The organism is Pseudomonas sp. PD9R (genome assembly GCF_019200975.1).
In the GTDB taxonomy this organism is placed as follows: Bacteria; Pseudomonadota; Gammaproteobacteria; order Pseudomonadales; family Pseudomonadaceae; genus Aquipseudomonas.
Window position 1 is genome coordinate 189,579 of record NZ_JAHTMR010000013.1, and the last position, 24,924, is coordinate 214,502.

A 24,924-nucleotide genomic window follows, 5' to 3' on the forward strand; every position below is an offset into this window, starting at 1 on the left:
GCTGTCGATTCCCTGTACGAGCGAAGCTTGCTCGCGATGGTGATCCAGACAACGCGGACATCCAGACAGCCTGCGTTATCGTTGACGAGCATCGCGAGCAGGCTCGCTCCTACAGGTGACAGCCACGGCCAATCAAATCATTGGTGGCGACCCAGTAAACCAGGCCTTCCTCACCTTTTACGTGAAATGCCAGCATGTCATTGCTGTACAGCGAGCCCGACGCACCTGGCTCCTGCTTCAAGCGGTAGACCTGATCGGCTCCACCCAGGCGCACGTCGACTTCCTTGCGGCTGTCATCGGTGTAGCGCCACACCACTTTGGCCTGGCTGTCGCAGGTCCAGGTGGTCCAGTTATCCGCTGGGGCGGAAGACTGGAACAGGTTGAAGTTGCTGCACCCGGCCAGTAATGCCAGCGCCGTAATGGCGATAAAACCTTTCATCCGTGTTCCTCGACTGACAGCGCACGCCGCCAGCCCTGAGTAATGAGTCAGACCCGTCAAGGGCAGCCACGTTCCTTGGCCGGGGTTTGTGTTTCGTATTTGTCGAGGCCATCGGGCCCCGAACGCTTGTTGAGCACCGGGTTGGTTTCCGCTTGCCAGTCGGCCTGATAACAGCCTTTTTCCTGAGTCTGCGGCGCGGGCTCCGGTGTGGCTTTCGGGTTACTCCCGCAAGCCACCAGCGCACCCGCGACGATCAACAGCGCTAACGTCTTGACCATCTGAACACTCCCTGCCTGGTCAATCGGGCGACCCTCAGGCCTTGGCCCGGCTTTCCAGGACTTCAACAGCGGGCAGCACTTTGCCTTCGACGAATTCGAGGAACGCGCCGCCACCGGTAGAAATGTAGGAGATCTGCTCGGCAACGCCATATTTGTCGATGGCCGCCAGGGTGTCGCCGCCGCCGGCGATGGAAAACGCCGAGCTGTCCGCGATGGCCTGCGCCAGAACTTTGGTGCCGTTGCCAAACTGGTCGAATTCGAACACGCCGACCGGGCCGTTCCACAGGATGGTTTTCGACGATTTCAGCAGCTCGGCGAAGTTCGCCGCGGTCTGCGGGCCGATGTCGAGAATCATGTCGTCGGCCGCGACGTCAGCGATCAGTTTCACCGTGGCCGTTGCGCTTTCAGCGAATTCCTTGGCAACTACCACGTCAACCGGCAACGGCACGCTGACCTTGGCGGCAATGGCACGAGCGGTGTCCAGCAGGTCTGGCTCGTACAGCGACTTGCCGACCGGGTGACCGGCGGCTGCCAGGAAGGTGTTGGCAATACCGCCGCCGACGATCAACTGGTTGCAGATCTGGCTCAGGCTGTTGAGCACGTCAAGTTTGGTCGAAACCTTGGAGCCCGCCACGATGGCCGCCATTGGCTGGGCCGGGGCACCCAGGGCCTTGCCCAGCGCGTCGAGCTCGGCAGCCAGCAACGGACCTGCGGCGGCGACTTTGGCGAACTTGGCCACGCCATGGGTCGAACCCTCGGCGCGGTGAGCGGTGCCGAAGGCGTCCATCACAAACACGTCGCACAGAGCGGCGTATTGCTGGGCCAGTTCGTCAGCGTTCTTTTTCTCGCCTTTGTTGAAGCGCACGTTTTCGAACAGCACGATGTCGCCGGCCTTGACGTCAACGCCGCCCAGGTAGTCGGCCACCAGCGGCACTTCACGGCCCAGCGCCTTGCTCAGGTAGTCAGCGACTGGCTTGAGGCTGTTCTCGGCGGAGAATTCGCCTTCGGTCGGACGGCCAAGGTGCGAGCAAACCATCACGGCCGCGCCTTTTTCCAGGGCCAGCTTGATGGTCGGCAGCGAAGCCAGGATTCGCGCATCGCTGGTGACAACACCGTCCTTGACTGGGACGTTGAGGTCTTCGCGAATCAGTACGCGCTTACCTTGCAGATCGAGGTCGGTCATCTTCAACACGGTCATGGGTCGCATTTCCTGGGTTACGGTTGTTTAGTAGCGGATTGCAGGTAGTGCTCTGCAACATCCAGCATTCGGTTGGCAAAACCCCATTCGTTGTCGAACCAGGCCAGAATGTTCACCAGCCGTGGGCCGGAAACGCGAGTCTGACTGGCATCGACGATCGCCGAATGTGGGTCGTGGTTGAAATCGCAACTGGCGTGAGGCAACTCGGTGTAGGCCAGAAGGCCTTTGAGCGGACCGCTGGTGGCGGCTTCGCGCAGGATCCGGTTGACCTCGGTGGCGTCGGTGTCGCTAACGGTCTGCATCGTAATGTCGAGGCAAGACACGTTAACCGTCGGCACGCGTACGGCTTTGGCCTGAATTCGCCCGGCAAGTTCCGGCAACAGCCGTTCGATACCGCGCGCCAGACCGGTGGACACCGGGATCACTGACTGAAACGCCGAACGGGTGCGGCGCAGGTCTTCGTGGTGATAGGCGTCGATGACTGGCTGATCGTTCATCGCCGAGTGAATGGTGGTGATCGACACGTACTCCAGACCAATGGCCTGATCCAGCAGGCGCAACAGCGGCACGCCGCAGTTGGTGGTGCAGGAAGCGTTGGATACCAGCAGTTCGTGGCCGGTCAGGCAATCCTGGTTCACGCCGTAGACGATGGTGGCGTCGACATCCGCCTCGCTGGCCATCGGCTGGGAAAACAGCACACGCGGTGCGCCAGCGTCGAGAAAACGCTGGCCGTCTTCACGAGTGTGGTAAGCGCCGGAGCACTCCAGCACCAGATCGACGCCCAGGGACGCCCAATCGATGCCTTCGGGGGTGGCACTGCGCAGGACCTTCACGCTGTCGCCATTAATATGCAGACAATCGCCGTCGACCTTCACTTCCCCGGGAAAGCGCCCGTGGGTGGAGTCGAAGCGTGTCAGGTACTCGATGCTGGCCATGTCGGCCAGATCGTTGATCGCGACAATTTCAAACCCGGCCTTCTCGCCTCGCTCGAACAACGCACGCAAGACGCAACGACCAATCCGGCCGTAGCCGTTGAGTGCAACTTTGTAAGGACGCGGTTGAGGCATGAGGTTCTCGATTAACGCAGGCAGACGAAATTCTCGTTAACAACACAACCCATGTAGGAGCTGTCGAGTGCAACGAGGCTGCGATCTTTGGATCTTGATCTAAAAAAGATCAAAAGATCGCAGCCTCGTTGCACTCGACAGCTCCTGCATGGGAACGCGGTGGTTATCAGACCACCGCGTTGTGCTTAGTCTTCCAGCAGCTCTTCAGCCTGACCCAGGATGTTTTCCAGGGTGAAGCCAAACTCTTCGAACAAGGCCGACGCAGGTGCCGACTCGCCGTAGGTGGTCATGCCGATCACGCGACCTTCCAGACCGACGTACTTGTACCAGTAGTCGGCAATGGAAGCCTCGATGGCGATACGGGCGCTGACCTGCAACGGCAGAACCGCTTGCTTGTAGTCGGCCTCTTGAGCGTCGAACACGCTGGTGCAAGGCATGGAAACCACGCGCACCTTGCGGCCTTGCTCGGTCAGTTTGTCGTAAGCCTGAACGGCCAGGCCGACTTCCGAACCGGTCGAAATCAGGATCAGCTCAGGCTCGCCTGCGCAGTCCTTCAACACGTAGCCACCACGGCTGATCTCAGCGATCTGCGAGTCGGTGCGGGTTTGATGCTGCAGGTTCTGACGCGAGAAGATCAAGGCCGAAGGACCGTCTTTACGCTCCAGCGCATGCTTCCAGCACACCGCCGATTCAACGGCATCCGCTGGACGCCAGGTATCGAGGTTCGGCGTGCAGCGCAGGCTGGCCAGTTGCTCAACCGGTTGGTGAGTCGGACCGTCTTCGCCCAGACCGATGGAGTCGTGGGTGTAGACGTGGATCACGCGCTGCTTCATCAGGGCCGACATGCGCACAGCATTGCGGGCGTATTCCATGAACATCAGGAAGGTCGCGCCGTAAGGCACCAGGCCGCCGTGCAGGGCAACGCCGTTCATGATCGCGGTCATGCCGAATTCGCGCACGCCGTAGTACATGTAGTTGCCGCTGGCGTCGTCAGCGGTGACGCCTTTGCAGCCTTTCCACAGGGTCAGGTTGGAACCGGCCAGGTCAGCCGAACCGCCGAGGAACTCAGGCAGCAGCGGGCCAAAGGCGTTCAGGGCATTCTGGCTGGCTTTACGGCTGGCGATGGTTTCGCCCTTGGCGGCCACTTCGGCGATGTAGGCCGAGGCTTTTTCCGAGAAGTCTGCCGGCAGTTCACCGCTCAAACGACGGATCAGCTCGTTGGCTTCAGTCGGGAAAGCCGCGGAGTAGGCAGCGAAACGCTGATCCCACTCGGCTTCGACAGCGCGGCCGGCTTCCTTGGCATCCCACTCGGCATAAATGTCGGCCGGGATTTCGAATGGCCCGTAGTTCCACTTCAGCGCAGCACGGGTCAGGGCGATTTCCGCTTCACCCAGTGGGGCGCCGTGGCAGTCTTCCTTGCCTTGCTTGTTCGGCGAACCGAAGCCGATGGTGGTCTTGCAGCAGATCAGGGTCGGTTGCGGGCTTTTGCGCGCGGTCTCGATCGCAGTCTTGATCTCTTCCGGGTCGTGACCGTCGACGTTGCGGATCACTTGCCAGTTGTAGGCTTCGAAACGCTTCGGCGTGTCGTCGGTGAACCAGCCTTCGACTTCGCCGTCGATGGAGATGCCGTTGTCATCGTAGAAAGCGATCAGCTTGCCCAGGCCCAGCGTGCCGGCCAGGGAGCCGACTTCGTGGGAAATGCCTTCCATCATGCAGCCATCACCCAGGAACACGTAGGTGTGGTGATCGACAATGTTGTGGCCAGGACGGTTGAACTGTGCAGCCATGACTTTTTCAGCCAGGGCAAAACCGACGGCGTTGGCCAGGCCTTGGCCCAGTGGACCGGTGGTGGTTTCAACGCCAGGGGTGTAGCCAAGTTCCGGGTGACCCGGGGTGCGGCTGTGCAGTTGGCGGAATTGCTTCAGGTCTTCGATCGACAGGTCGTAACCGGTCAGGTGCAGCAGCGAGTAGATCAACATCGAGCCGTGGCCGTTGGACAGCACGAAGCGGTCACGGTCAGCAAACGATGGATTGCTCGGGTTGTGCTTGAGGTAGTCGCGCCAAAGCACTTCGGCGATATCTGCCATACCCATAGGGGCACCGGGATGGCCGCTGTTGGCTTTTTGCACGGCATCCATGCTGAGGGCACGAATGGCGTTGGCACGCTCACGACGGCTAGGCATCGCTGATCTCCTGGGGTTTGATTAAAACGAAACGGAAAAAAGGCGAGCATTTTCCCTCACCGGGCCGCCTCGGGGCAATGACAGATAGTCATCTAGAGGCGTTTTTCCAATGGATTACGACGGTTTCGACTGATGAAACCTTTCCGCTGTTCGTTTGTAGAGTTAACCATCCCGTGAGAAGTGCCATCTATCGAGCAATATCAAAACTTTTTGATATTGCTCTTGCGATGCTTTCGACGCGTGACTAGACTGCCGGGCTTATGAATTTACGTGTGCCTTCCATTCGACATGACGATTGCGATGAGCTGGCGGCCCTTTGCAAGGCCGGCGGCGATCCACTGCGGTTGAATGTATTGCGCGCGCTGACCAACGATTCGTTCGGTGTACTGGAACTGGCGCAGATCTTCGGGATTGGCCAGTCAGGCATGAGCCATCACCTGAAGGTATTGGCCCAAGCCGACCTGGTGGCGACTCGCCGTGAAGGCAATGCGATTTTCTACCGTCGCGCCCTTCCCCACACCGATCTGTTGGGCGGCAAGCTGCACGCAGCCTTGCTCGAAGAAGTGGATAACCTGTCCCTGCCTGCCGATGTGCAGTCGCGGATCACCCAGGTCCACGGACAACGGGCTGCTGCCAGCCAGGACTTTTTTTCAAGGGTTGCGGATAAATTTCGCGCCCAGCAAGACTTGATCGCCGGCTTGCCGCAGTACCGCGAAAGCGTGGTGGCTCTGCTCGACAAGTTGAGTTTCGGCGACGGTGCTACGGCCATCGAAGTCGGCCCGGGTGACGGCGCATTTTTGCCGGAACTGGCACGTCGATTCAGTCAGGTCACGGCGCTGGACAACAGTGCGGCGATGCTCGAACTGGCTCGCCAGGTCTGCGAACGCGAAGCGCTGGCTAACGTTAGCCTGCAACTGGCCGATGCATTGAACGGCATCAGCCTGACGGCAGACTGCGTTGTACTGAACATGGTGCTGCACCATTTTGCCGCGCCGGCCGATGCGCTCAAGCACATGGCCAATTTGCTGCAACCAGGCGGTAGCCTGTTAGTGACAGAGTTATGTAGCCACAACCAGAGTTGGGCCAAGGAGGCCTGCGGTGATCTCTGGTTGGGGTTTGAACAGGACGATCTGGCCCGTTGGGCCACCGCTGCGGGACTCGTTCCCGGGGAAAGCCTCTATGTAGGCTTGCGTAATGGTTTCCAGATTCAGGTCCGCCATTTTCAGCGGCCGGCTGGCGACACTCACCATCGGTAAATATCAGGAAAACATCGAGATGAGCGAATACTCTCTTTTCACCTCCGAGTCCGTGTCTGAAGGGCATCCGGACAAAATCGCCGACCAGATTTCTGATGCGGTGCTGGACGCCATCATTGCTGAAGACAAGTTCGCCCGTGTGGCGTGCGAGACTCTGGTGAAAACGGGCGTGGCGATCATCGCTGGCGAAGTGACTACTTCGGCCTGGGTTGACCTGGAGCAGATCGTTCGTGACGTGATCACCGACATCGGCTACACCAGCTCCGACGTTGGTTTCGACGGCGCGACCTGCGGCGTGATGAACATCATCGGCAAGCAGTCCCCTGACATCAACCAGGGTGTTGACCGTGCCAAGCCTGAAGATCAAGGTGCCGGCGACCAGGGCCTGATGTTCGGCTACGCCAGCAACGAAACCGACGTGCTGATGCCTGCACCGATCACCTTCTCGCACCAACTGGTGCAGCGCCAGGCTGAAGCCCGTAAATCCGGTTTGCTGCCTTGGCTGCGTCCGGACGCCAAGTCGCAAGTGACCTGCCGCTACGAAAACGGCAAGGTTGTCGGTATCGACGCGGTTGTCCTGTCGACCCAGCACAACCCGGAAGTGTCGTACAACGACCTGCGCGAAGGCGTGATGGAGCTGATCGTCAAGCACGTGCTGCCTGCCGAACTGCTGACCAAAGACACCCAGTTCCACATCAACCCGACTGGCCAGTTCATCATCGGTGGCCCGGTTGGCGACTGTGGCCTGACCGGCCGCAAGATCATCGTTGACAGCTACGGCGGCATGGCCCGTCACGGCGGTGGCGCGTTCTCCGGTAAAGACCCATCGAAGGTTGACCGTTCGGCCGCCTACGCCGGTCGTTACGTAGCCAAGAACATCGTCGCTGCCGGCCTGGCCGAGCGTTGCGAGATCCAGGTTTCCTACGCGATCGGTGTTGCTCAACCGACTTCGATCTCGCTGAACACCTTCGGCACCGGCAAGATCAGCGACGACAAAATCGTCAAACTGGTTCGCGAAGTGTTCGACCTGCGTCCATACGCGATCACCAAAATGCTCGACCTGCTGCACCCGATGTACCAGGAAACCGCTGCGTACGGCCACTTCGGTCGCACCCCGACGACCAAGACTGTTGGTGACGACACCTTCACCACCTTCACCTGGGAAAAAACCGACCGCGCCGACGCTCTGCGTTCCGCTGCCGGCCTGTAAGACTTCCCTGGCGGTACCAAAAGCCCCGCACGGTTCGCCGTGCGGGGCTTTTTATTGTTTGATGATCAAAAGATCGCAGCCTTCGGCAGCTCCTACATTGAAATGTGTACACCTGTAAGAGCGGCCCAAGGCTGCGATCTTTTGATCTACCTGCCTCGAAACACCCCGAAAAACACCTCCCGATCATATTCCCGAAGTCCAACTAGCCTTCGACCATCCCAATGAGCAAGGACGCTCACGATGCTCTTCGACCTGCGCCTGTTTTTCATCTGCCTGTTCGCCTCTGCCGGCCTGAACGCCAACGCGGCCCAATGCCCCGACTGGCCATCCACCCGCGCCTCGGACGAAACCACCGCTCTGCAAAAGCAAATCGACACCTGGGACGATCACTATCATCGCCAAGGCCGTTCAATGGTCGCCGACGAACTCTACGACCAGTCCCGCGCACGACTCACCGACTGGCGCCAATGCTTCAACATTGACTCATCCACAGACCCATTGCGTACCGCACGCGGCACGGTTCCTCATCCCATCGCCCACACCGGCCTGGAAAAATTGCGCGATGCTCGCGCCGTCGAACAATGGCTGAACGGTCGTGCGGGTGTCTGGGTTCAACCCAAGGTCGATGGCGTGGCCGTGACCCTGATTTATCACCAGGGCCTGCTCACGCAAGCAATCAGTCGCGGCGACGGTTCGCAGGGTCAGGACTGGACGGTTTCAGCACGGCAGATCGCTGCTATTCCGCAACAGTTGGCACAACCACGGGACCTGCTGGTGCAAGGCGAACTCTATTGGCGCTTGACCGACCATGTGCAGGTCCAGGCTGGCAGCCTCAACGCCCGCGCTACGGTCGCCGGTCTGATGGCCCGCAAGACGCTGAACACCGAGCAGGCAAGCGGCATCGGTCTGTTTGCCTGGGACTGGCCCCAAGGCCCGGCAGATTTGCCGACCCGCATCGCGGCGCTGGCTGAACTGGGATTTCCGGGCACCGAGCGCTACAGCCAACCCATTAGCTCACTGGCGGACGCCGAGCGCTGGCGTGATCACTGGTATCGCTCTGCGCTGCCTTTTGCCAGCGATGGCATTGTCCTTCGCCAGAACCAACGCCCGCCCGCCGAGCGCTGGCAGGCCAAGCCACCTTCCTGGAGCGCCGCATGGAAGTACCCCTTCGCCCAGGCACTGGCGGAGGTGCGCAAGGTTCACTTCAAGATCGGCCGCACCGGGCGAATCACTCCGCTGCTGGAATTGACGCCGGTGACGCTTGATGACCGGCAGATCAAACGCGTCAGTGTGGGCTCCCTGCAACGCTGGCAATCTCTGGATATTCGACCGGGTGACCAGGTCGCCGTCAGCCTGGCCGGCATGACCATTCCCAGGCTGGATAGCGTTGTGTTGCGAAGCACCGAACGCCCGGAACTGAACGTCCCGCTGGCAGCAGACTTCCATCCGCTGAGCTGCTGGCAGCCGACGTCCGGATGCGAAAGTCAGTTTCTCGCACGCCTGGCCTGGCTCAGTGGCAAGCAAGGTCTGGCCCTGCCCCATGTTGGTCCCGGCACCTGGGAAAAACTTCTTGCAACAGGCCACCTGAACAACCTGCTGGATTGGTTGACGCTTGATGCGCGAGAGCTTGCTAACATTGACGGTTTCGGCGAGCGCAGTGCTGCTCGCCTGCTGAACAGTTTCAACAGCGCCCGGCAACGCTCTTTTGTACGCTGGCTGAAAGCCCTGGGCTTGCCGCCGACAGGTCAGGCGCGCCTGGCTGATTCATGGCAGGAACTGGCACAACGAGACACCGAACAATGGCAGGCCGAAGCCGGTATTGGTCCGGGACGCGCGGCGCAACTGAGCGCATTTTTTCGCGACCCGCAGGTCCTGGCCTTGAGTGAAACTTTACGCGGGGCGGGGATAGACGGTTTTTAGCAATCGTAGATACCCGCCCGTGCGGGAACCCATGCAGTACCGATGAGCTCAAACAAGCCATCGCCGCATCGACACGATTGCCTTTTCATCTGGAGCTTTTATGAAATTTCTTTCACCGCTCGCCCTGTTGACCCTTTGCAGCGTGTTGGCCGCCCCGCTGATGGCCGCCGAAGAGGCACCGGAGCTGACCGGCTGTGCCGCCAAGAAGCAAGGCATCATCAACCAGATCGAACTGGCCAAGTCCCACGGCAATGCCGATCAACAAGCCGGCCTGGAAAAAGCCCTGAGCGAAGTCACCGCCAATTGCACTGACGCCTCGCTGAAAAAAGAACGGGAAAACAAGGTGCTCGACGCCAAGCATGAAGTCAGCAAGCGTCAGGCTGATCTCGACAAGGCCATGAAAAAAGGCGATCCGGACAAGATCAACAAGCGCAAAGACAAGCTCGCCGAGTCCCGCAAGGAATTGCAGGACGCATTGGATGAGCTGGATAAATAAGACTTTTCAAGATCAAGAGATCGCGGCCTTCGGCAGCTCCTACAGGTGTACGCATGACATGCAGGAGGCGCCGCAGGCTGCGATCTTTGCTGAAATCAATGATCCCGAAACTCTTTATGGCACGCACTACAGGCGTCTTCGACTTTCTGCACCGCTGGGCCCAGGGAACTGGCCTTGTAGGGTTGAACCTGGCTGGCAATCACCAACTCACCGGTGGCGGCTTCCAGGGTGCGGGCCATTTCCTGAAAGTGGGCCTGCTTCTGCCAGACATCGCTTTTGGCACTGGTGTGATCTTCTTCGCGCACCTGCGGGAAGTGTTTCCACGGCTCATGGGACAACGCGTCAAGCTTCACCGCGCCATCAGCGAATTTCGGACCATCGAACGGAATGCGGCCACGCAACATGCCGCCCAGGTCTTCACCGGTCTTGAGCATCTGCTTGAAAATCGCCTTGCGCTGACCGAGCGGCGAGTTGGGGTCGACACCGCCGCAGGCGGACAACGTCAGGCAGGCCAGCAATACAACAGAAAGTCTTTTAAGAGTCATGGTGGCTTCAGGTCACGGGAACGGCGGCCAGTATCCACGCGTCATCGGTAAAGACCAATAGCCCTATTATCAATACGGGTTGTTTGAGCGCATGGAGCACTCAGGCAACCGGCAAAGGAATCACTCCATGAACAGCCGTTTCAAGGCATGGCGTCACAGCCTGGCCTGGACCCTGCCGATGGTGGCCCTGCTCGCAGGTTGCACCGGTGGCGAAAACAAACAACCGAAGACCCACGCCCTGGCTACCTATTCCAGCGCCACTTGGGACGCGCTGCCGGCGGTGTCCGACAACGACCTCGTGGCCGGTTTCGGCTCTTGGCGCAGCGCCTGCACCCGACTCAAAGCCGACCCGGTATGGGGCGCAACCTGCGCAGCCGCCGCCAATGTGCCGCAGACTGCCAGCGACATTCGCGGCTTCCTGAAACAGAACCTCGACGTCTACGGCCTGCGCGCCGCCAACGATAACCCCAACGGCCTGATCACCGGTTACTACGAACCGGTCTATCCCGGCAGCCTGACCCAGACCACAGTGGCGAACATCCCGGTGTATGGCGTGCCCGAAGACATGATCATCGTCTCCCTGGACAGCATCTACCCGGAACTCAAAGGCAAACGCCTGCGCGGTCGACTGGAAGGTCGCGTGCTCAAGCCCTACGACGATGCGGCAACCATCGAGAGCAAAGGGGTCAAGGCACCGGTCGTGGCCTGGCTGACTGACCCGATGAACCTGCAGTTTCTGCAAATCCAGGGTTCGGGTCGCATCCAGCTCGACAGTGGTCGTCAGCTGCGCATCGCTTACGCCGACCAGAACGGCCACCCGTATCGGCCAATCGGTCGCTGGCTGGTGGAGCAAGGCGAGTTGAAGAAAGAAGACGTGACCATGGGCGCGATCAGCACCTGGGCCAAAGCCAACCCGACGCGTATTCCGGAACTGCTCGGCAGCAATCCAAGTTATGTATTTTTCACCCGCAACCCTGACAGCAACGAAGGGCCTCGTGGTTCTCTGAACGTGCCATTGACGGCCGGTTACAGCGCGGCGGTGGATCGCAAAGTGATTCCGCTGGGCAGCCTGCTGTGGTTATCCACAACCAAACCGGACGGAACGGCGTTGGTTCGCCCCGTAGCGGCACAGGACACCGGCGGCGCGATTGCCGGCGAAGTGCGCGCGGATCTGTTCTGGGGCACCGGCGATGCGGCCGGGCAACTGGCGGGGGACATGAAACAACAGGGACAGATCTGGATGCTCTGGCCAAAAGGTGCGCCGTTGCCGCAAGTGCCGCAGGTGGCGGACAAGCAATAAAGTCAAAAGATCGCAGCCTGCGGCAGCTCCTACATCGACCGCATTCAATATCGCGGATGAACATCGATCCCTGTAGGAGCTGACGAGTAAAACGAGGCTGCGATCTTTTGATCTTGCTCTTAAACAGACACAACAAAGAACGCAGCAATCAATCCCATCCCCACAAACCACACCAGCGACCGAACGACCGCCCAGTCCGCCAGATAACAAATGATGTACAGCAACCGGCTGGTAATGAACAAAACCGACAGCACATTGATCGTCACCAGCTCGGCATTGCCGGCCAGGTGCGCCACGATCACTGCGGCCGCAAAAGCCGGAGTCACTTCGAAACTGTTCAATTGCGCTGCATGCGCGCGTCGACCCAAACCATTCAGTGACTCGAGAAAGTCCCGGGGATCATGGTTGTCCTTTAGCCCGTATCCGCCGCTGGCCTTGGCGATACCCGTACACAGATAAGGCAGGAAAATCGCAATCAAAATGCACCACAGAGCAACCGTCATAGAGCAATCCCTTCTTCACATTTCAAAAATTCGAATACCCGTCAAAACTTCATGACCAACATGCCGATCAGCACCAGCCCACAAGCTAAGAGCCGTGGACGACCGAAAGGTTCTTTCAGGTAGCGCATGCCGAACAGCACCACCAGAATCACGCTGATTTCGCGCAGGGCCGCCGCTTCGGCAATAGACCCCAGCTGCATGGCCCACAGCACCAGAGCGTAGCTGAACAACACGCAAAACCCGACCGCCAGCCCCAATCGCCACTGCTCCCGCCAGAACAGCCTGAACGCCGGCCGCTTGCGCACCCACGCCAACAATGGAAACGGCCAGGCACTGAGCAACGTCACCCAGACCAGGTAATCCAGCGGGTGCGACCAGCGCCGCAGCGCCTGACCATCGATGTACGTGTAGCAACCAATGCACAAACCGATCAGCGCCACCACCGGCAGCATCGACCACGGCAAACGCGCACCGCCTCCGCCCTGCCAGAGCAGGCACAGCATGCCGAGCGGAATCAGCATGATTCCGAAAATCTGCTGATGGGTCAGCGCCTCTCCCGCGAAGATCAGTGTCAGCGCCAGTACCACCAGCGGCGACAAGCCCCGCATCAGCGGATAGACCAACCCCAGGTCGCCGACCCGATAGGCCTGGATCAGCAAATAACGGTAGAGCAACTCGAACGCTGCCGACGCCAGAATCCACGGCCAGATTTCCTGCGCAGGTAACGACACGAACGGCAGCATCGCGGCGACAAAAAGCAGCGCCACGCTGTCCATGCAGGCCACCACCAGCAGCCGCTCGGCGCTGAATTTGATCAGGGTATTCCAAGCCGCATGCAGCAGCGCCGCCACCAACACCAGAGCCGTCGCAAGCACGGCACACTCCTTATTTTTGCCCCGCCCTACCTGTAGGAGCTGTCGAGTGCAACGAGGCTGCGATCTTTTGATCTCGCTGATAAAAAGCCAGATCAACAGATCGCAACCTCGTTGCACTCGACAGCTCCTACCTATAAGCGGGAGAGAATTGATTCGCCATATGTCAGCAGCTGTTTATACTGCAAGCGACCGCGCCGCACTCAGTTGCACACAGACTAATTCCAATAAAAATCCTGCCCTGCCCGCTCTCGTCGAGAACGGACTTCGGCATGCGTACGCCTGATCACAGCGTCAAGACTACCGACAGAGACCTTGCGCATGCCACTCGCCTTGCTTGCCCTCGCTGTTGCCGCGTTCGGCATCGGCACTACCGAATTCGTCATCATGGGCTTGCTGCCCGACGTCGCTCGCGACCTCGCCGTGAGCATTCCCCACGCCGGGTTGTTGATTACCGGCTATGCGCTGGGCGTGGTGTTCGGCGCGCCGATCCTCGCCATTGGCACCGCCAACATGCCGCGCAAAGCCACGCTGCTGGGCATGACGCTGATGTTCATCCTCGGCAATATGCTCTGCGCCCTGGCGCCGAACTACGCCACGCTGATGGCCGCACGGGTGGTAACTGCGCTGTGCCACGGCGCGTTCTTCGGCATCGGCTCGGTGGTGGCCGCCGGCCTGGTCGCGCCGAACAAACGGGCCCAGGCGATTGCCATGATGTTCACCGGCCTGACCCTGGCCAACGTGCTTGGCGTGCCATTGGGCACGGCGCTCGGCCAATATGCCGGCTGGCGCTCGACCTTTTGGGCGGTGTCAGTTATCGGTGTCATTGCCGCCATTGCGCAGTGGGTCTGGCTGCCAAAGCACATCGCGATGGATAAGGCCAACCTTGCCAGCGAGTTCAAGGTGCTGGGTAAAACCAATGTGTTGCTGGCACTGGGCATGAGCGTATTGGCGTCGACCAGCCTGTTCAGTGTCTTCACTTATATCGCGCCGATCCTGCAGGACATTACCGGCGTCAGCCCGCACGGCGTAACCATCATGCTGCTGTTGTTCGGCGTGGGTTTGACGGCGGGCAGCATGCTCGGCGGACGCCTGGCCGACAGCCGCTTATTGCCTTCGCTGGTCGGCATGGCGCTGGCCGTGGTGGTGGTGCTGGCCGCGTTCAGCCAGACCAGTCACTCGGTGATTCCGGCCGCCATTACGCTGGTGCTGTGGGGGATTTTCGCTTTCGCACTGTGCCCGATCCTGCAACTGCTGATCATCGATCAGGCCCACGAAGCGCCGAACCTGGGATCGACCCTGAACCAGAGCGCCTTCAACCTCGGCAATGCCGCGGGGGCGTGGATCGGCGGATTGGTCGTCGCCAGTGGCGCTGATCTGGCGGACTTGCCGTGGACAGGCGCGCTGGTCGGCGGAATAACGGTGCTCACCGCGCTGCTGTTCATTTACCTGCAACGTCACCGCATGGCTTCGGTCGAGGTGTCCGACTGCTAGCCAGTCAGAAAATCGGCCTTGGCCTGCGAGGCATTCTGGACGCCCGTTGTGTGAATTTTCTTCAGACCGTCGATCGACGGACTCTGGCCAACCTGAAAGGCTCAAAACAGAGCCTTTCAGCCCATGAGCAAGCTCTACACCAAGCCCTTTAGCACTTGTGGTCCCAATTGATACACCGTGCTCTCACGGGCTCTCGACTCTCCTAACGTGCTGCTTCCACAGCCGCACGCAAAGGAAGAGTCCATCGTGATCAGTTCCGCCCACTTCCAAACGCCCTCACGCAATTCGTCGACCCTCCTCGAAAATACCGCACAGGGCGCACTGACAGGTTTGATCGACCATAACTGGGGTGACTTCATGAAAGGGTCAATGGAAACAGGTCGAGGCCAGACAGAAACGCTGGTGCACTCATTGACCGATTGAGGGTTGTCGATCCAAGGCAATCGCTGACCTGCGAGAAACCGCGAGCGCCAGTGGTTACAACGCTGTACTCAATCGGATTGCCGATCATTATGTCTCGCGGAACTTCCCGAACTCGATGCGTCCTTTCAACTCGACAACTGTCGATCAAGCACGGGCATGGCTGATTCCTGGCTGATAACCCGTTCGGTCGAGCTTTGATGCCTCGTCCGGCTAGTGTTCGTCAGACCCCGGCTCAGTTTCGTTTCCCTTATCTTTCGGCGCGCCGGACTCACTGCGAATCTGCGCATGACTGATCAGCGCGAAGATAAAACTGCCGCCGATGATGTTCCCCGCCAGCGTCGGCCCGGCAAACACCAGCCAGAAATCCTTCCACGGCAGTTCGCCGGCAAACACCAGATACGAGACCTCGGCCGAGCCCACCACGATATGAGTGAAATCCCCGAGCGCCATGAAGTAGGTAATGAGGATGATGATCCACATCTTGGCGCTCTCCATGGACGGGATCATCCAGACCATGGTCGCGATCATCCAGCCTGAGATGATGCCCTTGGCGAACATCTGGCTGGCATGGTTTTCCATAACCTTGCGGCCGATATCAAGAAAAGCCACGTCGGTCTTGCTGTCAAATATCGGCAGCTCGAGCATGACGTAAGCCACCAGCAGCGTGCCACAGAGATTACCGACCAGCACCACGGTCCACAGCCGCAGCAAGCGACCGAAATTGGCCAGCGTAGGTTTGCTCATGATCGGCAGCACGGCGGTCAGGGTGTTTTCAGTGAAGAGTTGCTGGCGGGCGAGAATCACCGCGAGAAAACCGGCGCAGTAGCCGAAACTGGCGATCACCTTGAAACCTTCGCCGTCCGGCAGACGGGAATTGAGCAAACCCATGCCCATCAGCGACAACCCCATCGTCAGGCCGGCGGCCAGCGCCGACCACCACAGCGCCGCGACGCTGCGCTCAAGCTCCTGATCGCCTTGGGTACGGATGATTTCGTGCAGCACCGCCGCGCGCGGTGGCTGACTCTTTTCGACCTCGTGCTGCTCTTTGGCCGAAAGGTCGGGGGTTTTGCCGTCTTTTGCCGAGTTCATGGCGTGCGCACCGGTGGCGGGTCATCTAGCTACGACCTGCGCCGCTGCGAATACGTTCTGTGTGAGCTGCCGCAGGCGGCGATCTTTTGATCTTCAAAAACAAAATCAAAAGATCGCAGCCTGCGGCAGCTCCTACAGGTCTCGTGTTATTCGACGCTGGCGTCTTCCTGGAACTGGTCTTTGACGTATTTGATTTCGGTCCGGCCGTGTGGCGCGGGCAAGCCGTCTTCACCCAGGTTGACGAAGACCATCTTCTCCACCGTCAGAATGCTTTTGCGGGTGATCTTGTTGCGCACTTCGCACGTCAGCGTGATCGAGGTGCGACCGAATTCGGTGGCAGTGATGCCCAGTTCGATGATGTCACCCTGGCGCGAGGCGCTGACGAAGTTGATCTCGGAAATGTACTTGGTGACCACGCGCTGGTTGCCCAACTGGACGATGGCGTAAATTGCCGCTTCTTCGTCGATCCAGCGCAGCAGGCTGCCGCCGAACAGGGTGCCATTGGGGTTAAGGTCTTCGGGTTTAACCCATTTGCGGGTGTGGAAATTCATATTCACTCCTGAGCGTCTTGCCGAATGATGGTGACCATCATGGCAGAGCCCGACCTAGAGCTCTATTACGCTTCGACTATGGTCTCGATTACCGTTCAGAGATTGACCAACAGAAACGCTTTGGAAGTATCGCTCACACGGCTATAATCGCCACCGTTTCAAAACGGTCATCATCAATTGATACCGTTTTCCCGCCACCTGTCCGAGGGGCGCTGCAGCAGGTTCAACCTGTCAGGCTCGGATGGGGCGTTGCCTGGCTGTGATCAGCCGGACACTAAACGCACAACGGCGCCCATTCGCATACATTACGAATGGAGGCTCATCATGAGCGCTGTTATCACGCCTGCAGATTTTACCGATTACAAAGTTGCCGACATGTCCTTGGCCGCCTGGGGCCGTCGCGAAACCATCATCGCCGAATCCGAAATGCCAGCCCTGATGGGTCTGCGCCGCAAGTACGCCGGTGAGCAACCGCTCAAAGGCGCCAAGATCCTCGGCTGCATCCACATGACCATTCAGACTGCCGTGCTGATCGAAACCCTGGTTGCCCTGGGTGCCGAAGTACGCTGGTCGTCCTGCAACATTTTCTCGACTCAAGACCAGGCCGCTGCCGCTATCGCTGCTGCCGGTATCCCGGTTTTCGCCTGGAAAGGCGAAACCGAAGAAGAGTACGAGTGGTGCCTGGAGCAAACCATCCTGAAAGATGGCGCGCCTTGGGATGCCAACATGATCCTCGACGACGGCGGCGACCTGACCGAGCTGCTGCACAAGAAATACCCGGCCGTACTGACCCGCGTTCACGGCGTGACTGAAGAAACCACCACTGGCGTACACCGCCTGCTGGACATGCTGGCCAAGGGCGAGCTGAAAATCCCGGCCATCAACGTCAACGACTCGGTGACCAAGAGCAAGAACGACAACAAGTACGGCTGCCGTCACAGCCTGAACGATGCGATCAAGCGCGGTACCGACCACCTGCTGTCCGGCAAACAAGCGCTGGTCATCGGTTACGGTGACGTGGGCAAGGGCTCCGCTCAGTCCCTGCGTCAGGAAGGCATGATCGTTAAAGTCTCCGAAGTCGACCCGATCTGCGCCATGCAAGCCTGCATGGACGGTTTCGAACTGGTTTCGCCGTTCATCGACGGTATCAACACCGGCACCGAAGAAAGCATCGACAAGGCACTGCTGGGCAAGATCGACCTGATCGTGACCACCACCGGTAACGTCAATGTTTGCGACTCGAACATGCTCAAAGCCCTGAAGAAGCGCGCTGTTGTCTGCAACATCGGCCACTTCGACAACGAAATCGACACCGCCTTCATGCGCAAGAACTGGGCATGGGAAGAAGTGAAGCCACAGGTTCACAAGATCCACCGCACCGGCGCTGGCGCATTCGATGCCCAGAACGACGACTACCTGATCCTGCTGGCCGAAGGCCGTCTGGTTAACCTGGGTAACGCCACCGGTCACCCAAGCCGCATCATGGACGGTTCGTTCGCCAACCAGGTTCTGGCGCAAATCTTCCTGTTCGGTCAAAAGTACGCTGACCTGTCGCCAGCCCAAAAAGCCGAGCGTCTGACTGTTGAAGTACTGCCGAAGAAACTCGACGAAGAAGTGGCCCTGGAAATGGTCCGCGGTTTCGGCGGCGTTGTGACTCAACTGACCAAGACCCAGGCCGACTACATCGGCGTGACTGTCGAAGGTCCGTTCAAGCCGCACGCTTATCGCTACTGATCGGCACTGACTGACCGCCCTTTCTATTGATCGGTGCGGTCTGACCGGCTTCTATATGAACGGTGCTGACTGACCGTCTTCTGTAGGAGCTGCCGCAGGCTGCGATCTTTTGATCTTGCCTTTTAGAAGATCAAGATCAAAAGATCGCAGCCTGCGGCAGCTCCTACACGGGGCACGCGTCCGGCTTACGTGTTTCCAAGGGTATAGACCATGTCCCAAGATCGTCGCTACAGTTTCGAGTTCTTCCCAACGAAGACCGACGCTGGGCATGAAAAGCTGCTCGCCACTGCTCGTCAGCTGGCCACGTACAACCCCGATTTTTTCTCCTGCACCTACGGCGCTGGCGGTTCGACCCGTGATCGAACCCTCAACACCGTATTGCAGCTCGAAAGCGAAGTTAAAGTTCCTGCCGCACCGCATCTGTCTTGCGTGGGCGACAGCAAGGACGACTTGCGCGGCCTGCTGAGCCAATACAAGTCCGCCGGCATCAAGCGTATCGTTGCCCTGCGCGGTGACCTGCCTTCGGGTATGGGCATGGCCAGCGGTGAAATGCGCCACGCCAATGACCTGGTCGAATTCATTCGTGAAGAGACCGGTGATCATTTCCACATCGAAGTCGCTGCTTACCCGGAAATGCATCCGCAGGCACGTAATTTCGAAGACGATATCGCCAACTTCGTGCGCAAGGCCAACGCCGGTGCCGACAGTGCGATCACCCAGTACTTCTTCAACGCCGACAGCTACTTCTACTTCGTTGAGCGTGTACGGGCGCTGGGCGTGAATATCCCGATCGTGCCGGGCATCATGCCAATCACCAACTACAGCAAGCTTGCGCGTTTCTCCGACGCCTGCGGTGCGGAAATTCCGCGCTGGATTCGCAAGCAGCTGGAAGCCTACGGCGATGACACCCAGAGCATTCAAGGCTTTGGTGGGCAAGTCATCACCGAGATGTGCGAACGCCTGCTGCAAGGTGGCGCGCCAGGGCTGCACTTCTACACACTGAATCAGGCCGAAGCGAGCCTGGCGGTGTGGAACAACCTGAAGTTGCCACGCTAGAAGCAAGATCACGAGATCGCAGCCTCGCTTCACTCGACAGCTCCTACAGGGGATTGCGTTCTCTGTAGGAGCTGTCGAGTGAAACGAGGCTGCGTTCTTTTGCTCTCAGCACGCTTTTATTGTGATGCAACACACGGAGATAGAGCTTCTGGATCCCGTTTCTGGCTCTTTCACGTTTCTCGTCGTAATCTCAGCCCATGCCTTTGATCACGCAGTTAATCGCCGCGCTTGTCTTCACTTGCCTGAGCTTTGCCGCTCAGGGCGAGAAACTGCGCATTGTCACGGAACCGTGGGCACCTTACGTGTATGAGGAAAACGGCAAATCACTGGGGCTGGACTACGAAACCACCGCGATTGTCTTCAAGCGCCTGGGCATCGAAGTGGAATGGCAATTCCTGCCATGGAAACGCTGCCTGTCGATGCTCGACACCGGCCAGGCGGATGGCGCGCTGGACATTTTTCATAGCGATGAACGCGACGCGACCCTGCTCTATCCCAGCGAACCGCTGTCGGAAGTGCAATTCGTGATGTTCTACGCCAATGAGCACCCTCACCCGTTTCGCAGTCTCGAAGAACTGCGTGGCCTGACCATCGGGACTTCGCCGGGCTACCTGTACAGCCAGGACTTCAGAGATTCGACACTGTTTACCCGTGAACCAGCACCGAGCCATGAAGCCAACTTCGGCAAACTGGTGCGCGGACGGATCGACCTGCTCATCACCGACCGCCGTGTCGGCCAGCATTTGCTCGACGAACTGAACATCCGTGACAAGATCACCGAAAACCCCACCGTCATCAGCCAACAGAGCCAGTTTCTGGCGGTACGCCGCAACGCCGGCATGGATTTGCTGGTGCAGCGTTTCGGTGCCGAACTCAAGCGATTCAAACGCGAGCCAGCCTATGCAGAGCTGAGCGCCCGCTACGGCACCGACCCGGCCAACGCTGCAAGCGCAGCGAGTGCAGCGAGTGCAGCAAGGGCCACCGCTATCACGGCAAAAACCGTTGAGCAGCAGGAAAGCGGCGCGCAGTGATTGCTCTGTTATACTCCGGCCTTCCCGCCAGGCTCACGCCCGGACGCTCGGAATCGTTCAAGGCATCTCGACCCCGCTACAGCGCAGCTTTCAAGCCCGCGCGAGCGCTCCAGACGAGCTTTCGAAACCCAGCAGGACCGGACGGGATTGCGTCCTCTTAAACGCGATTCGCGCCAGGCAAGACTCCCATTGGGCCAAGCCCTAACTAAAACAGGATTACTCATGTCCTTTGCTTCCCTCGGTCTCTCCGAGGCTTTAGTCCGCGCCATCGAGGCAGCGGGCTATACCGAGCCTACTCCGGTGCAACAGCGGGCCATTCCCGCCGTGTTGCAAGGTCGCGACCTGATGGTCGCGGCACAGACAGGTACTGGTAAAACCGGCGGTTTCGCCCTTCCGATCCTGGAGCGGTTGTTCCCCAACGGTCACCCGGACAAATCCCAGCGTCACGGCCCGCGCCAACCGCGCGTACTGGTCCTGACCCCTACTCGCGAACTCGCGGCGCAAGTGCATGAAAGCTTCAAGGTCTATGCCCGTGACCTGAAGTTTGTCAGTGCCTGCATCTTCGGCGGCGTCGGCATGAACCCACAGGTTCAGGCTATGTCCCGTGGCGTCGACGTGCTGGTAGCCTGCCCTGGTCGCTTGCTCGACCTCGCCGGCCAAGGCAGCGTCGATTTGTCCCACGTGGAAATCCTCGTGCTGGACGAAGCCGACCGCATGCTCGACATGGGCTTCGTCCATGACGTGAAAAAGGTCCTGGCCCGTCTGCCGGCCAAGCGCCAGAACCTGCTGTTCTCGGCGACCTTCTCCAAGGACATCACCGACCTCGCCGGCAAGCTGCTGCACAACCCGGAACGCATCGAAGTCACGCCGCCGAACACCACGGTCGAGCGCATCGAACAGCGCGTATTCCGCCTGCCAGCCAGTCACAAGCGTTCGTTGCTGGCACATCTGATCACTGCTGGTGCCTGGGAACAGGTCCTGGTGTTCACCCGCACCAAGCACGGCGCCAACCGCCTGGCCGAGTACCTGGACAAACACGGCCTCAGCGCCGTCGCGATCCACGGCAACAAGAGCCAGAACGCTCGCACCAAAGCCCTGGCCGACTTCAAGGCCGGTGAAGTGCGTATCCTGGTCGCCACCGACATCGCCGCCCGCGGCCTGGACATCGACCAGTTGCCACATGTGGTCAACTTCGAACTGCCGAACGTCGACGAAGACTACGTGCACCGTATCGGCCGTACTGGCCGTGCCGGTCGTTCGGGCGAAGCGATCTCCCTGGTCGCGCCGGACGAAGAAAAACTGCTGAAAAGCATCGAGCGCATGACCAAGCAGAAGATTGCCGACGGCAACCTGATGGGCTTCGATTCGAGCGCCGTAGAAGCCGAGAAACCAGAAGTTCGCGAGCGTCCGGATGTGCGTAACCCGCGCAACCCACGTGGCCCGCGCGGCGATGGTCCGAACGGTGGCGGTGGCGGCGGCGGCGGTCGTAAAGACAAGGGCAAGGACAAGGGCAAGGAAAAACCCGCAGCCGGCGAGCGTGGCGAGCGTCCAGCCCGTCAACAGAAACCACGCGAAGGCACCCCGGCCCGTGAACAACGTCAGCCAAGCCAGCCGCCGCGCGCCGCTGCTGACCGTGCTCCGGACGAGTTCCTCGACGATGATGTCGATAACTTCGGTAACCGCGTCGACTACGTGCCTCAAGCTAAACCGGCTCAGGGCCGTGGCCGCCGTCCGGGTGCTCCGGCACAAGGCACGGCTGCCGGTTCGGGCGCACCCCGTGGCGGCAAGCCACAAGGTCGCCAGAGCGGTCCACGCAGTAGCGATGGCGCCAGCACCGGCACGCCGCCAGCCAAACGCAGTGGCCCACGTAATGGTGCGCCACGTGACGGCCAGGCCCGTCGCGAAGACTCGCGCAACCGCCGTCCGGCCCGTGATGACAAGCCTCTTTCGGAACCGGCCGTGCAGAACCCGCGTGGCCCGGCGCCGAAGATCATGCACAAGGAGTCGAAGGCTGACCGCTTCCCGACGCCCGAGCAGCTGGATCAACTGCCAAGCCGCCCTCGCGGTGAAAAACCGGCATTGCTGACCCGCAATCGCTGAGTTATCGCTGCAATAAAAAATGCCCCGGACCGAAAGGTCCGGGGCATTTTTGTTTGTCGCTGCGATCCGCTCATGTAGGAGCTGCCGAAGGCTGCGATCTTTTGATCTTGGTTTTATAAAATCAAAATCAAAAGATCGCAGCCTTCGGCAGCTCCTACATGAGTTGTATGTTGGCCAACAAAAAACGCCCCTGATCACAAGATCAGGGGCGTTTTTTTGGGCCGGGCGCGAATGTTATTTCGCTTGAACACCTTCAAACGTCACATACAAATCAACAGCGTCAGACTGTGGACCCAGGTCCATCATCTTGCCGAAATCAGTACGCTTGATGCTGGTAGTGCCCTCGAAGCCTGCACGGTAGCCGCCCCATGGATCCTTGCCTTCACCCAGGAAGGTGGCCTTGACCACGACGGGCTTGGTTACGCCAGCAATTGTCAGGTCGCCGGTCACGTCGGCAGTGACTTTACCGTCAGCGTTTTTGCCGGTGGTTTTAACACTGGTGGACTTGAAAGTAGCTTTAGGGAAATCAGCCGCTTTCAGGAAGTCTTTGCTGGAGATGTGCTTGTCGCGCTCAGCGTTGTTAGTGAAGACGCTGGCGGTGTTCACGTTGAACTCGATCTTGCTGTCTTCAGGCTTGGCAGCGTCGAAGCTGAACTTGCCGTCGATATCTTTGAAAGTACCGGTGATGTAGCTGTAGCCCAGGTGGCTGATCTTGAAATCAACGAAGGCGTGCTGGCCTGTTTTGTCGACAACATAGTCGGCAGCCATCACGTTAGCGGACAGCAGCGCGGAACCGATTGCCAGCGCGGCGAGAGTCTTTTTCAACATGCTTTGTTTTCCTTGGGAGTCGAGGTTGAACTTCAGGCTTTGCGACCCAGCATTCGCTTGAGGGTCACATCACGGTCGATAAAGTGGTGCTTCAATGCTGCCAACGCATGGAGGCCGGAAAAAATTACCAGCGTCCACGCCAGGTAGAGGTGAATTGCACCGGCGTTATCTGCCTGGTCCGGCAGCCCGGAAACCAGTGCAGGCACTTCAAACCAGTCAAACACCGGAATTCCGACACCCTCTGAGGTGGAAATCAGGTAACCGGCAATCATCACAGCGAACAAACAGAGATACAGAAAACCATGCCCGAACTTGGCGCCGAGGCGCGTCATGCGGCTATAGCTAGTCAACGTCGGCGGTGGTGGACTGATAAAACGCCACAACACGCGCAATACCATAAACGCCAGCAGAATCAGCCCGATGCTCTTGTGAATATCCGGCCCGGCTTTACGCCAAGGGTCGTAGTAACCCAGATCGACCATCCACAGGCCCAGGGCGAATAGACCAAATACGGCCAATGCCACGCCCCAATGCAGAAAGATGCTGACCCAGCCGTAGCGAGAAGTAGAGTTACGTAGCTGCATTGCCTAGATCCTGTAAGTGCTGGCCCAAGACTATCGACTTATCTATCGAATTAAAGCGAAAAATTTCGCTCTGAAATATCGAAAAATACGATCAAGAGTCTGTAAGTGGTGCGTTAAGAAAAGATTAAAGGCCAATTATCGGAAAAAAATGTAGCTCAATTTGATAACACCCTCATCACTGGATTTATTCACTGCTCGCTTTCAATTTCTTTCATTTGAGCGAACGCTGCCCCTTGTAGGAGCGAGCTTGCTCCTACAGGTTAGTTACAGGATCGAGTAGGAGGCGGATTTACATCCGCCGTCCTCTCACACCACCGTACATACGGTTCCGTATACGGCGGTTCAGGCTATGCGGTTAAGCCGGTTTATCGTATCCAGTATCGAGACCAACCCGAGTCGATCCCACAGTTTCTTCGGTAACGCCTGATTCACATGAGACGCCCCCGAGTTCCACCATGGGCCTCTGCCGTTGAAGGCTGATTTACAGGCGCGCGCTTCGCTAAACCCCAAGCGCATCAAGTTGCGTGACCTCGTCGAGGGCTGCTTCCATTGGCGCCAGATGACACAGCGCAGCTTACGACGCACCCAACCGTCCAGCTCCTCAAGCGGTCGCTTGCCCTGACTGAGTTTGAAGTAACCCGACCAACCGCGCAGTACAGGGTTTATCCGTTCGATGATATTCGCCATCTTCTGGCCCCGCGCTCCGCGCAGCAAGTCTCTGAGTCGGTCGCGTAAACGACCCAAACTCATTGTCGCCACTCTTAGCC

The 24,924-nt window shown here is 59.1% G+C and carries 23 protein-coding genes and 1 riboswitch; of the genes, 10 read left to right on the plus strand and 13 right to left on the minus strand.

Translation table 11 applies throughout. From position 1 onward, the window contains the following. Window positions 1-109 precede the first annotated feature (109 nt). The 5 genes from KUF73_RS23310 to tkt form a co-directional block, all read right to left on the minus strand. A complete protein-coding gene (locus KUF73_RS23310; RefSeq protein WP_218440361.1) occupies window positions 110-439 on the minus strand; it encodes an MliC family protein in 330 nt (109 codons plus the stop codon). Window positions 440-495: 56 nt separating this feature from the next. Beyond that, the gene (locus KUF73_RS23315; protein WP_218440362.1) at window positions 496-717 is read right to left on the minus strand and encodes a hypothetical protein; all 222 of its coding nucleotides are present in this window, start codon (window positions 715-717) and stop codon (window positions 496-498) included. Between the two features lie 34 nt (window positions 718-751). Next, on the minus strand, window positions 752-1,915 hold the full coding sequence (locus KUF73_RS23320; protein WP_218440363.1) for a phosphoglycerate kinase: 1,164 nt from the start codon (window positions 1,913-1,915) through the stop codon (window positions 752-754). 17 nt (window positions 1,916-1,932) lie between these two features. After that, window positions 1,933-2,982 (minus strand): erythrose-4-phosphate dehydrogenase, encoded by a 1,050-nt coding sequence (epd, locus tag KUF73_RS23325; RefSeq protein WP_218440364.1) that lies wholly within the window; start codon window positions 2,980-2,982, stop codon window positions 1,933-1,935. A gap of 185 nt (window positions 2,983-3,167) precedes the next feature. Then, window positions 3,168-5,165, minus strand: a complete 1,998-nt coding sequence (gene tkt, locus KUF73_RS23330) for a transketolase (RefSeq protein ID WP_218440365.1) — start codon at window positions 5,163-5,165, stop codon at window positions 3,168-3,170. Window positions 5,166-5,425: 260 nt separating this feature from the next. Between tkt and KUF73_RS23335 the strand changes: the two genes are divergently transcribed. From KUF73_RS23335 to KUF73_RS23350, 4 genes are all read left to right on the plus strand, one after another. Continuing rightward, a complete protein-coding gene (locus KUF73_RS23335; protein ID WP_218440366.1) occupies window positions 5,426-6,421 on the plus strand; it encodes a metalloregulator ArsR/SmtB family transcription factor in 996 nt (331 codons plus the stop codon). Window positions 6,422-6,440: 19 nt separating this feature from the next. Beyond that, window positions 6,441-7,631 (plus strand): methionine adenosyltransferase, encoded by a 1,191-nt coding sequence (gene metK / locus KUF73_RS23340; RefSeq protein ID WP_218440367.1) that lies wholly within the window; start codon window positions 6,441-6,443, stop codon window positions 7,629-7,631. 240 nt (window positions 7,632-7,871) lie between these two features. Then, window positions 7,872-9,551, plus strand: coding sequence for an NAD-dependent DNA ligase LigB (ligB, locus tag KUF73_RS23345; RefSeq protein WP_218440368.1), 1,680 nt, complete (start codon window positions 7,872-7,874; stop codon window positions 9,549-9,551). A gap of 100 nt (window positions 9,552-9,651) precedes the next feature. Beyond that, window positions 9,652-10,047 (plus strand): DUF1090 domain-containing protein, encoded by a 396-nt coding sequence (locus KUF73_RS23350; protein ID WP_218440369.1) that lies wholly within the window; start codon window positions 9,652-9,654, stop codon window positions 10,045-10,047. 95 nt (window positions 10,048-10,142) lie between these two features. Here the strand turns inward: KUF73_RS23350 and KUF73_RS23355 are convergent, their stop codons facing one another. Beyond that, window positions 10,143-10,592, minus strand: a complete 450-nt coding sequence (locus KUF73_RS23355) for a cytochrome c (RefSeq protein ID WP_218440370.1) — start codon at window positions 10,590-10,592, stop codon at window positions 10,143-10,145. A gap of 127 nt (window positions 10,593-10,719) precedes the next feature. Here KUF73_RS23355 and KUF73_RS23360 point away from each other — a divergent pair, with 127 nt between their 5' ends. Next, entirely contained in the window at window positions 10,720-11,892 is a 1,173-nt protein-coding gene (locus KUF73_RS23360; RefSeq protein ID WP_218440371.1) for a murein transglycosylase A, read from the plus strand. Window positions 11,893-12,011: 119 nt separating this feature from the next. On the opposite strand, the gene KUF73_RS23365 is transcribed toward KUF73_RS23360, so the two are convergent. Together KUF73_RS23365 and KUF73_RS23370 are read right to left on the minus strand one after the other, a co-directional pair. Next, complete coding sequence (locus KUF73_RS23365) at window positions 12,012-12,395, minus strand: MAPEG family protein (protein WP_218440372.1); 384 nt, start codon at window positions 12,393-12,395, stop codon at window positions 12,012-12,014. Between the two features lie 41 nt (window positions 12,396-12,436). Then, entirely contained in the window at window positions 12,437-13,270 is an 834-nt protein-coding gene (locus KUF73_RS23370; protein WP_218440373.1) for an EamA family transporter, read from the minus strand. Between the two features lie 318 nt (window positions 13,271-13,588). On the opposite strand from KUF73_RS23370, the gene KUF73_RS23375 reads away from it, so the two are divergent. After that, window positions 13,589-14,761, plus strand: a complete 1,173-nt coding sequence (locus KUF73_RS23375) for an MFS transporter (protein ID WP_218440374.1) — start codon at window positions 13,589-13,591, stop codon at window positions 14,759-14,761. Window positions 14,762-15,394: 633 nt separating this feature from the next. On the opposite strand, the gene KUF73_RS23380 is transcribed toward KUF73_RS23375, so the two are convergent. Together KUF73_RS23380 and KUF73_RS23385 are read right to left on the minus strand one after the other, a co-directional pair. Then, the gene (locus KUF73_RS23380; protein WP_218440375.1) at window positions 15,395-16,273 is read right to left on the minus strand and encodes a formate/nitrite transporter family protein; all 879 of its coding nucleotides are present in this window, start codon (window positions 16,271-16,273) and stop codon (window positions 15,395-15,397) included. A 146-nt stretch (window positions 16,274-16,419) separates the two neighbouring features. Then, complete coding sequence (locus KUF73_RS23385; RefSeq protein ID WP_218440376.1) at window positions 16,420-16,824, minus strand: acyl-CoA thioesterase; 405 nt, start codon at window positions 16,822-16,824, stop codon at window positions 16,420-16,422. Between the two features lie 198 nt (window positions 16,825-17,022). Beyond that, a riboswitch (S-adenosyl-L-homocysteine riboswitch) is annotated at window positions 17,023-17,125 on the plus strand. 23 nt (window positions 17,126-17,148) lie between these two features. On the opposite strand from KUF73_RS23385, the gene ahcY reads away from it, so the two are divergent. The 4 genes from ahcY to KUF73_RS23405 all read left to right on the plus strand — a co-directional run bounded on the left by ahcY (window position 17,149) and on the right by KUF73_RS23405 (window position 22,745). Beyond that, entirely contained in the window at window positions 17,149-18,558 is a 1,410-nt protein-coding gene (gene ahcY, locus KUF73_RS23390) for an adenosylhomocysteinase (RefSeq protein WP_218440377.1), read from the plus strand. Window positions 18,559-18,768: 210 nt separating this feature from the next. Continuing rightward, window positions 18,769-19,614: a methylenetetrahydrofolate reductase [NAD(P)H] gene (metF, locus tag KUF73_RS23395; RefSeq protein WP_218440378.1), complete on the plus strand. Its 846-nt coding sequence runs from the start codon at window positions 18,769-18,771 to the stop codon at window positions 19,612-19,614. Between the two features lie 197 nt (window positions 19,615-19,811). Then, complete coding sequence (locus KUF73_RS23400; protein ID WP_218440379.1) at window positions 19,812-20,645, plus strand: ABC transporter substrate-binding protein; 834 nt, start codon at window positions 19,812-19,814, stop codon at window positions 20,643-20,645. Between the two features lie 222 nt (window positions 20,646-20,867). Further along, on the plus strand, window positions 20,868-22,745 hold the full coding sequence (locus KUF73_RS23405) for a DEAD/DEAH box helicase (RefSeq protein WP_218440380.1): 1,878 nt from the start codon (window positions 20,868-20,870) through the stop codon (window positions 22,743-22,745). 234 nt (window positions 22,746-22,979) lie between these two features. Here KUF73_RS23405 and KUF73_RS23410 read toward each other — a convergent pair whose 3' ends face one another. The 3 genes from KUF73_RS23410 to KUF73_RS23420 form a co-directional block, all read right to left on the minus strand. Next, window positions 22,980-23,573, minus strand: coding sequence for a YceI family protein (locus tag KUF73_RS23410; RefSeq protein WP_218440381.1), 594 nt, complete (start codon window positions 23,571-23,573; stop codon window positions 22,980-22,982). Window positions 23,574-23,605: 32 nt separating this feature from the next. Further along, on the minus strand, window positions 23,606-24,157 hold the full coding sequence (locus tag KUF73_RS23415; protein ID WP_218440382.1) for a cytochrome b: 552 nt from the start codon (window positions 24,155-24,157) through the stop codon (window positions 23,606-23,608). A 342-nt stretch (window positions 24,158-24,499) separates the two neighbouring features. Next, window positions 24,500-24,924 (minus strand): group II intron maturase-specific domain-containing protein (locus tag KUF73_RS23420; protein WP_305516113.1); only part of this gene is annotated, 425 nt, incomplete at its 5' end.

Bases quoted from the DNA above. Each gene is read 5' to 3' on its own strand.
- KUF73_RS23310 (WP_218440361.1), bottom strand. From the start codon at position 439: ATGAAAGGTTTTATCGCCATTACGGCGCTGGCATTACTGGCCGGGTGC.
- KUF73_RS23315 (WP_218440362.1), bottom strand. From the start codon at position 717: ATGGTCAAGACGTTAGCGCTGTTGATCGTCGCGGGTGCGCTGGTGGCT.
- KUF73_RS23320 (WP_218440363.1), bottom strand. From the start codon at position 1,915: ATGACCGTGTTGAAGATGACCGACCTCGATCTGCAAGGTAAGCGCGTA.
- epd (WP_218440364.1), bottom strand. From the start codon at position 2,982: ATGCCTCAACCGCGTCCTTACAAAGTTGCACTCAACGGCTACGGCCGG.
- tkt (WP_218440365.1), bottom strand. From the start codon at position 5,165: ATGCCTAGCCGTCGTGAGCGTGCCAACGCCATTCGTGCCCTCAGCATG.
- KUF73_RS23335 (WP_218440366.1), top strand. From the start codon at position 5,426: ATGAATTTACGTGTGCCTTCCATTCGACATGACGATTGCGATGAGCTG.
- metK (WP_218440367.1), top strand. From the start codon at position 6,441: ATGAGCGAATACTCTCTTTTCACCTCCGAGTCCGTGTCTGAAGGGCAT.
- ligB (WP_218440368.1), top strand. From the start codon at position 7,872: ATGCTCTTCGACCTGCGCCTGTTTTTCATCTGCCTGTTCGCCTCTGCC.
- KUF73_RS23350 (WP_218440369.1), top strand. From the start codon at position 9,652: ATGAAATTTCTTTCACCGCTCGCCCTGTTGACCCTTTGCAGCGTGTTG.
- KUF73_RS23355 (WP_218440370.1), bottom strand. From the start codon at position 10,592: ATGACTCTTAAAAGACTTTCTGTTGTATTGCTGGCCTGCCTGACGTTG.
- KUF73_RS23360 (WP_218440371.1), top strand. From the start codon at position 10,720: ATGAACAGCCGTTTCAAGGCATGGCGTCACAGCCTGGCCTGGACCCTG.
- KUF73_RS23365 (WP_218440372.1), bottom strand. From the start codon at position 12,395: ATGACGGTTGCTCTGTGGTGCATTTTGATTGCGATTTTCCTGCCTTAT.
- KUF73_RS23375 (WP_218440374.1), top strand. From the start codon at position 13,589: ATGCCACTCGCCTTGCTTGCCCTCGCTGTTGCCGCGTTCGGCATCGGC.
- KUF73_RS23380 (WP_218440375.1), bottom strand. From the start codon at position 16,273: ATGAACTCGGCAAAAGACGGCAAAACCCCCGACCTTTCGGCCAAAGAG.
- KUF73_RS23385 (WP_218440376.1), bottom strand. From the start codon at position 16,824: ATGAATTTCCACACCCGCAAATGGGTTAAACCCGAAGACCTTAACCCC.
- ahcY (WP_218440377.1), top strand. From the start codon at position 17,149: ATGAGCGCTGTTATCACGCCTGCAGATTTTACCGATTACAAAGTTGCC.
- metF (WP_218440378.1), top strand. From the start codon at position 18,769: ATGTCCCAAGATCGTCGCTACAGTTTCGAGTTCTTCCCAACGAAGACC.
- KUF73_RS23400 (WP_218440379.1), top strand. From the start codon at position 19,812: ATGCCTTTGATCACGCAGTTAATCGCCGCGCTTGTCTTCACTTGCCTG.
- KUF73_RS23405 (WP_218440380.1), top strand. From the start codon at position 20,868: ATGTCCTTTGCTTCCCTCGGTCTCTCCGAGGCTTTAGTCCGCGCCATC.
- KUF73_RS23410 (WP_218440381.1), bottom strand. From the start codon at position 23,573: ATGTTGAAAAAGACTCTCGCCGCGCTGGCAATCGGTTCCGCGCTGCTG.
- KUF73_RS23415 (WP_218440382.1), bottom strand. From the start codon at position 24,157: ATGCAGCTACGTAACTCTACTTCTCGCTACGGCTGGGTCAGCATCTTT.